General features: G+C 72.9%; 10 protein-coding genes. 5 read left to right on the forward strand and 5 right to left on the reverse strand.

The window, feature by feature from the left end; genetic code table 11:
* Positions 1 to 656: 656 nt before the first annotated feature.
* Positions 657 to 1,337, reverse strand: coding sequence for a DUF6445 family protein (locus tag ACFW1A_RS34635; protein WP_380416268.1), 681 nt, complete (start codon positions 1,335 to 1,337; stop codon positions 657 to 659).
* 96 nt (positions 1,338 to 1,433) lie between these two features.
* Here ACFW1A_RS34635 and ACFW1A_RS34640 point away from each other — a divergent pair, with 96 nt between their 5' ends.
* Positions 1,434 to 2,924: an MFS transporter gene (locus ACFW1A_RS34640; protein WP_380416271.1), complete on the forward strand. Its 1,491-nt coding sequence runs from the start codon at positions 1,434 to 1,436 to the stop codon at positions 2,922 to 2,924.
* Entirely contained in the window at positions 2,921 to 3,355 is a 435-nt protein-coding gene (locus tag ACFW1A_RS34645) for a MarR family winged helix-turn-helix transcriptional regulator (RefSeq protein WP_380416274.1), read from the forward strand. The genes ACFW1A_RS34640 and ACFW1A_RS34645 overlap by 4 nt, the downstream gene beginning before the upstream one ends.
* A gap of 25 nt (positions 3,356 to 3,380) precedes the next feature.
* Here ACFW1A_RS34645 and ACFW1A_RS34650 read toward each other — a convergent pair whose 3' ends face one another.
* Together ACFW1A_RS34650 and ACFW1A_RS34655 are read right to left on the reverse strand one after the other, a co-directional pair.
* The gene (locus ACFW1A_RS34650) at positions 3,381 to 3,836 is read right to left on the reverse strand and encodes a hypothetical protein (protein ID WP_380416277.1); all 456 of its coding nucleotides are present in this window, start codon (positions 3,834 to 3,836) and stop codon (positions 3,381 to 3,383) included.
* An 89-nt stretch (positions 3,837 to 3,925) separates the two neighbouring features.
* Positions 3,926 to 4,402, reverse strand: a complete 477-nt coding sequence (locus tag ACFW1A_RS34655) for a hypothetical protein (protein WP_380416279.1) — start codon at positions 4,400 to 4,402, stop codon at positions 3,926 to 3,928.
* Positions 4,403 to 4,542: 140 nt separating this feature from the next.
* Between ACFW1A_RS34655 and ACFW1A_RS34660 the strand changes: the two genes are divergently transcribed.
* On the forward strand, positions 4,543 to 5,211 hold the full coding sequence (locus ACFW1A_RS34660) for a Type 1 glutamine amidotransferase-like domain-containing protein (protein ID WP_380416281.1): 669 nt from the start codon (positions 4,543 to 4,545) through the stop codon (positions 5,209 to 5,211).
* Between the two features lie 57 nt (positions 5,212 to 5,268).
* On the opposite strand, the gene ACFW1A_RS34665 is transcribed toward ACFW1A_RS34660, so the two are convergent.
* Together ACFW1A_RS34665 and ACFW1A_RS34670 are read right to left on the reverse strand one after the other, a co-directional pair.
* A complete protein-coding gene (locus ACFW1A_RS34665; RefSeq protein ID WP_380416284.1) occupies positions 5,269 to 6,606 on the reverse strand; it encodes an acyltransferase family protein in 1,338 nt (445 codons plus the stop codon).
* A gap of 276 nt (positions 6,607 to 6,882) precedes the next feature.
* Positions 6,883 to 7,386: a DUF402 domain-containing protein gene (locus ACFW1A_RS34670; RefSeq protein WP_380416286.1), complete on the reverse strand. Its 504-nt coding sequence runs from the start codon at positions 7,384 to 7,386 to the stop codon at positions 6,883 to 6,885.
* 383 nt (positions 7,387 to 7,769) lie between these two features.
* Between ACFW1A_RS34670 and ACFW1A_RS34675 the strand changes: the two genes are divergently transcribed.
* Positions 7,770 to 8,324, forward strand: a complete 555-nt coding sequence (locus ACFW1A_RS34675; RefSeq protein WP_380416288.1) for a TetR/AcrR family transcriptional regulator — start codon at positions 7,770 to 7,772, stop codon at positions 8,322 to 8,324.
* A 55-nt stretch (positions 8,325 to 8,379) separates the two neighbouring features.
* The coding region (locus ACFW1A_RS34680; protein ID WP_380416290.1) for a hypothetical protein at positions 8,380 to 8,749 on the forward strand (370 nt) is incomplete at its 3' end.

Consider the following 8,749-nt stretch of genomic DNA (forward strand, 5'->3'; position numbering starts at 1 on the left):
CGGCGACGCGGCGACCGACGGCGCGTCGGTGCTGGCGTGGGCGCTGACCGGCACGGCGGTGACGAGCAGGGCCGTGGTGGTGGCCAGAGCGGCCAACGTTCCCCGGGCAGAGGTGTAGCGGGACATGGGTCTCCTTCCCGACCGCTCGCGGGGTCACGAGCGGTGGAGCGACCTGGCCGCGGGTAGCGGCGCAGTGGGGGCGGCCCGGCCGCTGGTGCGCGACACGGGTGCGGTGCGGTGCGGAACGGCCGCGTTGCTGCTGGGTGAGGGGCCCGTGCAGTGGCGGCACCGGAATGGTGGCAGGCGGTGAACCGCGCATGACAGATGGCGGCCACGGATTGACCGACAATCGTTCACCCGCTCGACCGCTCGGCATGAGCCCGATCCGCGCCCTGCGCCGCCCCCGCGCCGGAGCGGGCCTGCGGAGTTTCCCGACACCGAGGGGGTCGACCCTGGCACACCGTCAGGCCGGTGACCGAAAACTTTCGGCCATTACCTAATCATTGCGTGAAAATGCAATCAACGCAGGCCAGTTGGGCTCTCCGGCGACCCGCGACCACCGGCATCCGGACAGCCGAACGGCGTGGCACCCGACCCTCGGGCACCACGCCGTCCATCCTCGGACCCCGGGCGACGACCGCCCGGAGCCCTCCGCCTCACGCCATCCAGAAGAAGACGGCCGTCATCCGCTTGTCCGCCAGCGCGCTGCCCCAGTAGCCGGTCGCGGTGTGGATCAGGTTGGCGCTGTACAGCAGCAGCCGGTTGTACCGGTGCGGCACCCGCACGTCCTCCACGAACGAGTCCGCGGGGACGAACCTGGTCCCCAGCGCCTCGGCGAGGTTGTTGTGCGGCGCCGTCACCAGGTTGCCGCCGAGCGTCCCGCCGGGCAGTTGCTGCCGGTAGAAGCTGGTCCCGCAGTCCTTCGGCGCCTCGGGGTTGAGGTACAGCACCGCCGCGTAGCGGCACAGCGCCCGCGAGTCGGTGTGCGGACGGGGCTCGCACTCACCCTCGCCCACCACCTGCACGCAGTTGTGGTTGACCGTGGCCGCTCCCGCGGCAGTCTCGGCCCACAGCTTCTTCGCGCCCGTCGACTTGCGCACCAGGGCCTCGACCAGGGCCAGTTCGTCCGGCTCCAGGGCCGGCATCGCGCGGTGGCCCGGCCAGGTCTCGGGCTTGTGCGGGTACCCCGCGGTCCAGTCCTCGCGGGCCAGCAGGCGGGCCCGGATCCGGTCCACGTCCGGCAGGACGTCGTCCAGCACCCAGTAGTCCCGCCCACGGGTGGGCTTGCGGTACTGGAGCACCGGGAGGGCGGTGGTTTTGCGCGACTGAGGTGGCATGCGCAGACCATACCGATCACCCCACAGCCACACCCGGCCACTTTCCGGCCAAAACCTCATCGTCGGCCATGTTAGTTGTATGCCTATAATGGTTGTATGACATTAACTACCTGGCTCACCGCCACCCGACCCACCGGGCCGCAGCCACTCGACCGTCGGGACCGGATCCGGATCCTGGCGATCTGCTGCCTGAGCCTCTTCCTGGTCGGGGTGGACAACACGATCGTCAACGTCGCCCTGCCCGCGATCCAGCGCGACCTGCACGTCGGCGTCGCCGGCCTGCAGTGGGTGGTCGCGGCCTACACCGTGGTGCTCGCCACCCTGTTGCTGCCCGCGGGCGCCGCCGGCGACCGGTTCGGCCGACGCCGCACCTTCCGCACCGGCCTGGTGCTGTTCACCCTCGGCACCCTGCTCTGCTCGCTCGCTCCCGGCCCCGGCACCCTGATCGCGGCGCGGGTCGCCCAGGCCGTCGGCGGGTCGATGCTCAACCCCGTGGCCATGTCGATCATCACCAACACCTTCACCGAGCCGCGCGAGCGGGCCAGGGCGATCGGCGTCTGGGGCGCGGTGGCGGGCGTCAGCCTGGCGCTCGGCCCGCTGCTGGGCGGCGCGCTGGTGGACACCGTCGGCTGGCGGGCGGTCTTCTGGGCCACCGTGCCGGTGGGGGTGGCGGCCCTGGTGCTCTGCACCCGCTACGTTCCCGAGTCGCGGGCCGAACACCCGCGCCCGCTCGACCCGGTGGGCCAGGTGCTGATCGTGGTGCTGCTGGGCAGCCTCACCTACGGCGTCATCGAGGCACCGACCGCCGGGTGGACCTCCACGCAGACGCTGCTGTGCGGCACCCTCGCCGTGCTCGCCGTGGCCTGCTACGTGCCCCACGCCCTGCGCAGCGCGGCGCCCGTCATCGATCCGCGCCTGTTCCGCAGCGTGCCGTTCGCCGGCGCCAGCCTCATCGCGGTCTGCGGGTTCGCCGCACTCGGCGGCTTCCTGCTGCTCAACACGCTCTACCTGCAGGACGTGCGCGGCTGGTCGCCGCTGCACGCGGGCCTGCTGACGCTGCCGCTGGCCACCCTGGCGATGGTCTGCTCGCCGCTGTCCGGCCGACTGGTCGCGGCCCGCGGGGCCCGGATCCCCCTGGTCGCCGCCGGGGGCGCGATGGCCCTGGGCACGCTGCTGCTGACCGACCTGCGGGCCACCACCGGCACCGGGCAGCTGCTCCTCTCCTACGCCCTGTTCGGCCTCGGCTTCGGGATGCTGAACGCGCCGATCACCACCACCGCCGTGGCCGGCATGCCGCGCGAGCGGGCCGGCGTGGCCGCCGCCGTCGCCAGCACCAGCCGCCAGACCGGACAGCTGCTCGGCGTCACCCTGATCGGCTCGCTCGCCACCTCCGCCGTGCACGGCCCGCTGCGCACCGGCTTCGCCCAGGCCAGCCACGTCGGCTGGTGGGTCGCCACCGCCTGCGCGTGCACGGTGCTGACGCTCGGTATCCTCACCACCGGCCCCCGGGCCGGGCGCAGCGCCGCGCGGGTGGCACGGCTGCTCACCCCGGGGGCGGTGAACACCGAGGACGGCGGGAGCAGATGAGGCACAGCAACAACGCAGCCGGCGACACGGCGGCCCGGGTCTGGGCCGCCCTGGCGGACCTGGTCCTGCGCCAGGAGAACCGGCGCGCCGAGGTGGAGGAGGCCCTCGGCCTCAGCTTCCTGCGTACCCGGGCCCTGCGCCGCCTGCTCCCGGGTCCGCTGACGATGCGTGACCTGACGGACCGCCTCAACACCGACAAGCCCTACACCACCCTGATCGTCGACGAACTCGAACGCCGCGGCCTGGTCGAGCGCACCGTCCACCCGACCGACCGCCGTTCCAAACTCGTCACCCTCACCCCCGCCGGCACCGCCGCCGCCGAACAGGCCGAAGCCATCCTCTCCCGCCCGCCGACCGCCCTGCTGGCCCTGGACCAGGACGAACTGGCGGACCTGGAACGCCTGGTGGCGAAGCTCCGGGGAGCGGGGTAGCGGCCGCTCGCCGCGCCGGTCGCGGCTACCGGAGCAACGCGGCCTCGCCCCCGCCGGTGCCGCCGCCCGGGTCGCCGCAGCGCGGGCACGGGCACCGCCGGCCCCGGACCACCCCGGCCGGCGCGGTCGGCTCCACGGTCAGCGCCGAGCCCGCCACCAGCACCTCGCCCGTGGGCAGCCAGAGCAGCCAGTGCTCGAACTCCCCCTGCTCGGGGTCCTTCCGGTAGATCGGGAAGGTCTCCAGCCGCAGCCCGTCGAAGTCGAACCGGGTCGCCAGCGCGGGCGGCCTGATCTCGACACCGGTCAGCGGTCTGCCGTCCAGGTTGGCGAGCGCCTCGTCGAGTCCCTGGTCCTCGGAGCCGACGACGACCTCGTCGGCCGTCTCCAGCCGCCAGGCGGCCATCATGATCCAGAGGTGCCACTGGCCCCCGACGTAGCCGGTGGGATCCGGTGGGCGTGGTGGGCCGAACTCCACGGTCACCCAGCTCCCGGCGTTCCGCCGGACGCCCCACGCGGGTCGACCGAGCAGCGGGGCGATCCGTCGGTGGGCCTGCGCGGGGTCCACGACCGTCAAGCAGTCATCGCCCACCGCGGCCCCGGTCCGACCACGAGTTTGCGGCCCGAGGGCATCCGGAAGCTCCAGTCCGGGACCGCCGACGGGTCGTGGAAGTAGACCGGGAAGATGGTCAGTTCGAGGTCACCGAACCGGATCCGGGTGTCCCAGCCGGGCAGCCGCACGCCCAGTTCGGTGATCTCCCGGCCCGCCAGCACCGCCAGGTCCTCGGCCAACCGCCGCTCCGGGTCGCCGGAGGCGGCCACCACCGCGTCCGCCGCGGCCGCCGGCCGGTCCAGGCGCCACGCCACCGAGTAGATCGCCAGCCACCTGAACCGGGTCTGCGTCGTCCCGTCCGCCCGCGGCCGCGTCAGCCGGAGCTGCAGCCCGAACTCCCCCTCCCCGTCGGCCGGCACGTGCACCCGCTCCACCGTGCTGCCGATCAGGCGTGCCACCAGCTCCTGCAAGTCGTCGATGTCCCTCGTCCCCTCCACGCGCACAGTATGAGAACGGGGAGCGCGCGCGTCCAACGGAATTCGGGCCGGCCGGAGACCGGCTGCGCGGCGCCGACGGATTGTCAGTGTCCGCGGCTAGCCTCGCCGGACAGGTTCGGCGGCGACGGGACGGCGGTGTGATGAAGCTTCTCCTCACAGACTCGGGCATCAAGAACGCGAGCATCCACGGCGCGCTCGTGGACCTGCTGGGCAGACCGGTCGCCGAGTGCACCGCGCTGCTCGTGCCGACCGCGTTGTACGCGCAGCCCGGCGGCGCCCTCCAGGCGCGGCGGGTGATCAGCGGGCTGGAGGACCGGGCACCGATGGCCCAGTTGGGCTGGAAGTCGCTCGGCGTGCTGGAGCTCACCGCGCTGCCCAGCATCGGCGAGGACCTGTGGGTCCCCCTGGTCCAGCAGGCCGACGCGCTGCTCGTCGAGGGCGGCGATCCGATGTACCTGTGCCACTGGATGCGCGAGTCGGGCCTGGCGGCGCTGCTGCCGACGCTCCGCGACACCGTCTACGTGGGCCTGAGCGCCGGGAGCATGGTGCTGACCCCGAGCATCGGCGCGGAGTTCGTCCACTGGGGCCCGGCCGGGGGCGGCGACACGACGCTCGGCCTGGTCGACTTCTCGCTCTTCCCGCACGTGGACTGTCCGGGCATGCCCGAGAACTCCATGGCCAACGCCGAGAAGTGGGCCGCCACGATGCCGCGCCGGGCCTACGCGACCGACGGCGAGACGGCGATCAAGGTGGTCGACGGGACCGTCGAGGTGGTCTCCGAGGGGCACTGGCGGCTGCTGAACCCGTGACGCGGCAGCCCGGCGGCAGGAGCGCCGCCGGGTCGCCGGGTCCGCCAGGCCCGCCGCCTACGCGCCGTCGGCCGTGCTCGCCGCCGTCGGCCGGTTGAGGGCTGCGGCGACCCGCTTGCCCAGCTTCTGACCGGGTATCTCGACCAACCGGTACGTCAGCTCGCTGAACAGCAGCACCATCGCCACGAAGAACGCGGGCAGCAGCCAGCGGCCCGCGCCGGTGGCCGGGAAGTGGACCACCTTGTCCTTGAACCACCAGGTGGCCCAGAGCACCGGCAGGTGCACCAGGTAGACCGAGTAGCTGATCCTGCCGAGCCAGGTCAGCACCCGGGGCCAGCGCCGGTGGCGCAGCAGCATGCCGAGCCCGAAGGTCAGCCAGGCTCCGGCGTAAGCGAGCGAGTAGGCCTGCCAGCTCCCGGTCCAGGTGATCTGCTGGGCCTTGGCGTTGTCGTAGAAGTAGCCGACCAGGAATCCGGCGGTCAGCACGAACGCGCAGCAGATCCAGGCCAGGGTGCGGTCGATCTGCCCCTGTTCGGCGCGGAAGACCACCGTGCCGGCGAACATCGTGGCCAGGATCGTCATGCTCTCGAAGAAGGTGGAGCGGGCGTTGAGGAAGAGCAGCGCCGCGCCGAGGCCGCCGAGCACCATGGCGCCGGTCCGGACCAGCTCCGGCCGGCCGAGCATGATCAGGACCAGCCCGGTGAGCATGACCAGCGCGGTGGCCGCGATGATGTGGTGCGTGGGGCCGGGGGCCACCCAGGGCGCCTTGGGCGTGATCAGGGCAGGCCGCCACCAGGCGCCGAGCAGCAGCGCGGCACCGGCGAAGAAGAGCGAGACCGGGGCGCTCCGGCGGTGCCGGCCCTGGACGAAGAGGGCCGTCACGAAGAAGTAGAAGACCATCTCGTAGCAGAGCGTCCACATCGAGCCCAGCGCGCTGGCGATGTTGGTCATCTCGTGCAGCAGTGTGAGGTTGGCCAGGTAGGCCCAGAACGGCCGGTCGGTGACCTGGGAGGGCACCGCCGAGTACTGCGCCGGGAGCAGCAGGGCGGCGAGCGTGACCGCGACGATCACCAGCGGGTAGATCCGGAATATCCGACCCACCCAGAACTCCCTGACGTCACCGCGGCGTTCCAGTGAGGCGGGCACGATGTAGCCGCTGACCAGGAAGAACAGCATCACCGCGTACATCCCCAGGTCGAAGTGCTGCTCCACCGCCTTCCCCCAGGAGAACCAGTTCGGCAGCAGTCCGAAGTGATGGAGCGCCACCAGCAGGGCCGCGATCCCCCGCAGGCCGTCCAGCCAGCCGAGCCGGGCGGTGTTCGGCCGGGGCGACCTGTCGGTGGAGGTTTCCCGGGCGATCGGTACGGCCGGCGGCGCGGGCAGGGTGGCGCTCATACACATTCCCAACTGGTCGACAGATGAAGGAGGACGACGGCGCGGGCACGGGCACGGGCATGCGCATGCCATGGCTGCGCACATCGTCCGTGAGGCACGTCCGTCGGGCTCCGGGAAGCAGCATATCGAGTATGCATATCCGGTATGCAAGGCCCTGCGGCCGACCGGCCGGACCTGTCCGCACCAGGCCGGATGCCGAACAGGCGTGACGACAGGGTGCGCACGCCGAGCACAGCACTCGCACCCGGCGACCGGCCGGTCGCGAACCGGCGGCGCTCAGTCCCTCAGCTGCCAGGCCCGCGGGAACTCCACGGTCCGGAGCTCCTCGACCTCCCGGGGCGGGAAGTCGGGCCAGGTCCCCGTCACCTCGTGCCGCCGGTTCAGTCGGCGGTCCAGGAAGGCCTGCATCCGGGTCAGGCCGTCGGCCGCCTCGGCCGGGCCGAGGCGGCCGTCCGCGAGGGCCGCGGCGTAGTCGTCCAGGTCGAGCAGGCGGTAGGGCTGGTCCGGCGGGCCGACGATGACGTCGATCCACCGGTCCCGCACCGTCACCACCCCACTACCGGGGCCGGCCCACTCCAGCGACACCAAGTCGCAGTACCACCAGCCCCGTTGCTCGGACGGAAACGCCACTGGCTGGTCGATCTGCAGGTACTCGTCGAGCAGCAGGAAGGTGCGCTGGACGTAGTCGGTCCCGCCCTGCCGGAACCCCCAGTCGTAGGCGACGACATTGCCCCGCCGGATCCCGGCCGCCGTCAGCCTGCCGTCGCGCTGCACGGTCACGGGTTCGTCCGGTGTCGGGGTCACGGGACACGCTACCAAGGGCCCCGGACGCACCTGACGGACCGTCCGCACTCGAAACCGCGGTGCACCGGGGCCCGCCCGCTCCCCACTGCTCCGCCCGGCCTGCACGGCGGGCGGCCGGCGCACTCGGTGACACCGGCGTCACCCTCGCCTACCTGCGCCGACCCTGACGCCGGGTCAGTCCCGTGACGGCAGCCCCCTTGTCCGTGGGCCCGCGCCTCCCCTACAGTTTGAGCAGTTGCTCAAACTGAAAGCTCAACAGAACGGGGCGCGCCGTGGCGCGGGGTGGTGGCAGGCGGTCGGTCGAGGGGTCCGGGAGTCGGAGTTCGGCCGAGACCCGCGCGGCGCTGGTCCTGGGGGCCGTGGCGGCGCTGCGCGAGAAGGGGTTCGCCGGGGCCACCGCGCGGGAGATCGCCGAACGGGCGGGCTGCAACCAGGCGTTGATCTTCTACCACTTCGGTTCGGTGGCCAAGCTGCACCTGGCCGCGCTCGACCGGGTCAGCGCCGACCGCGACGAGCGCTACCGGGCAGTGGTGGACCGGTCGCGCACGCTGGGCGACCTGGTGGCGGCCGCCCGCACCGTCTTCGACGAGGACCTGGACCAGGGCCACGTGACCGTCCTGGTGGAGATGATCGCCGCGGCGCAGTTCACGCCCGAGCTGCGCCCGGAGGTCGCCGCCCGGATCCGCCCGTGGCGGGCGTTCGCGGCCGAGAGCATGCGCGAGGCGCTCGCGGGCTCGCCCGCGGCCCGGATGGCGCCGCCGGAGGAACTGGCGCACGCCGTGGTGGCGATGTACCTCGGCCTGGAGATGCTCGCCAACCTGGAGGGCGACCGCGCACCCGCCCTCGCCCTGTTCGACCGGGCCGGGAAGCTCGCCTCGCTGCTCGACGTCTTCCGGCGGAAGAAGCGGGCCTGAGCCCGTCCGCCGGCCACCGTCCCCACCACTCCGACCGTCCCAGGGGGAAACGACCATGCCCACCACCCACGGACGCCTCGCCGTCGAGGCCGGGTACGTCGCCGCGATCGCCGCACTGGCCGTGCTCGGCGGCGTCCGCCACGAGCCGGTGTACTACCTGACCGCCGTGGCGCTGAGCCTCCCGCTCGGCGGCGCGGCCCTGATCGGCATGTACGGCGGCTACGGCCTCCTCGCCCAGCTGGGCGGCGCCTTCGCCGCCGGAGCGGCCCCGGACGGCACGCCCGCGGCCTGGCTGACCTGGAGCAGCTCGGTGCTGGACGTCGTGCTGCTCACCGCCGCGGCGGTCGGCAACGTGCTGCTGCTGCGCCGCCGGGGCCGCCGGTCCGGGTCCGCCGCGGGCGGCCCGGTCCCCGGTCGGGCTCCCC

The organism is Kitasatospora sp. NPDC058965 (assembly GCF_042741245.1).
Lineage (GTDB): Bacteria > Actinomycetota > Actinomycetes > Streptomycetales > Streptomycetaceae > Kitasatospora.

Bases quoted from the DNA above. Each gene is read 5' to 3' on its own strand.
- ACFW1A_RS34635 (WP_380416268.1), bottom strand. From the start codon at position 1,337: ATGCCACCTCAGTCGCGCAAAACCACCGCCCTCCCGGTGCTCCAGTAC.
- ACFW1A_RS34640 (WP_380416271.1), top strand. From the start codon at position 1,434: ATGACATTAACTACCTGGCTCACCGCCACCCGACCCACCGGGCCGCAG.
- ACFW1A_RS34645 (WP_380416274.1), top strand. From the start codon at position 2,921: ATGAGGCACAGCAACAACGCAGCCGGCGACACGGCGGCCCGGGTCTGG.
- ACFW1A_RS34660 (WP_380416281.1), top strand. From the start codon at position 4,543: ATGAAGCTTCTCCTCACAGACTCGGGCATCAAGAACGCGAGCATCCAC.
- ACFW1A_RS34665 (WP_380416284.1), bottom strand. From the start codon at position 6,606: ATGAGCGCCACCCTGCCCGCGCCGCCGGCCGTACCGATCGCCCGGGAA.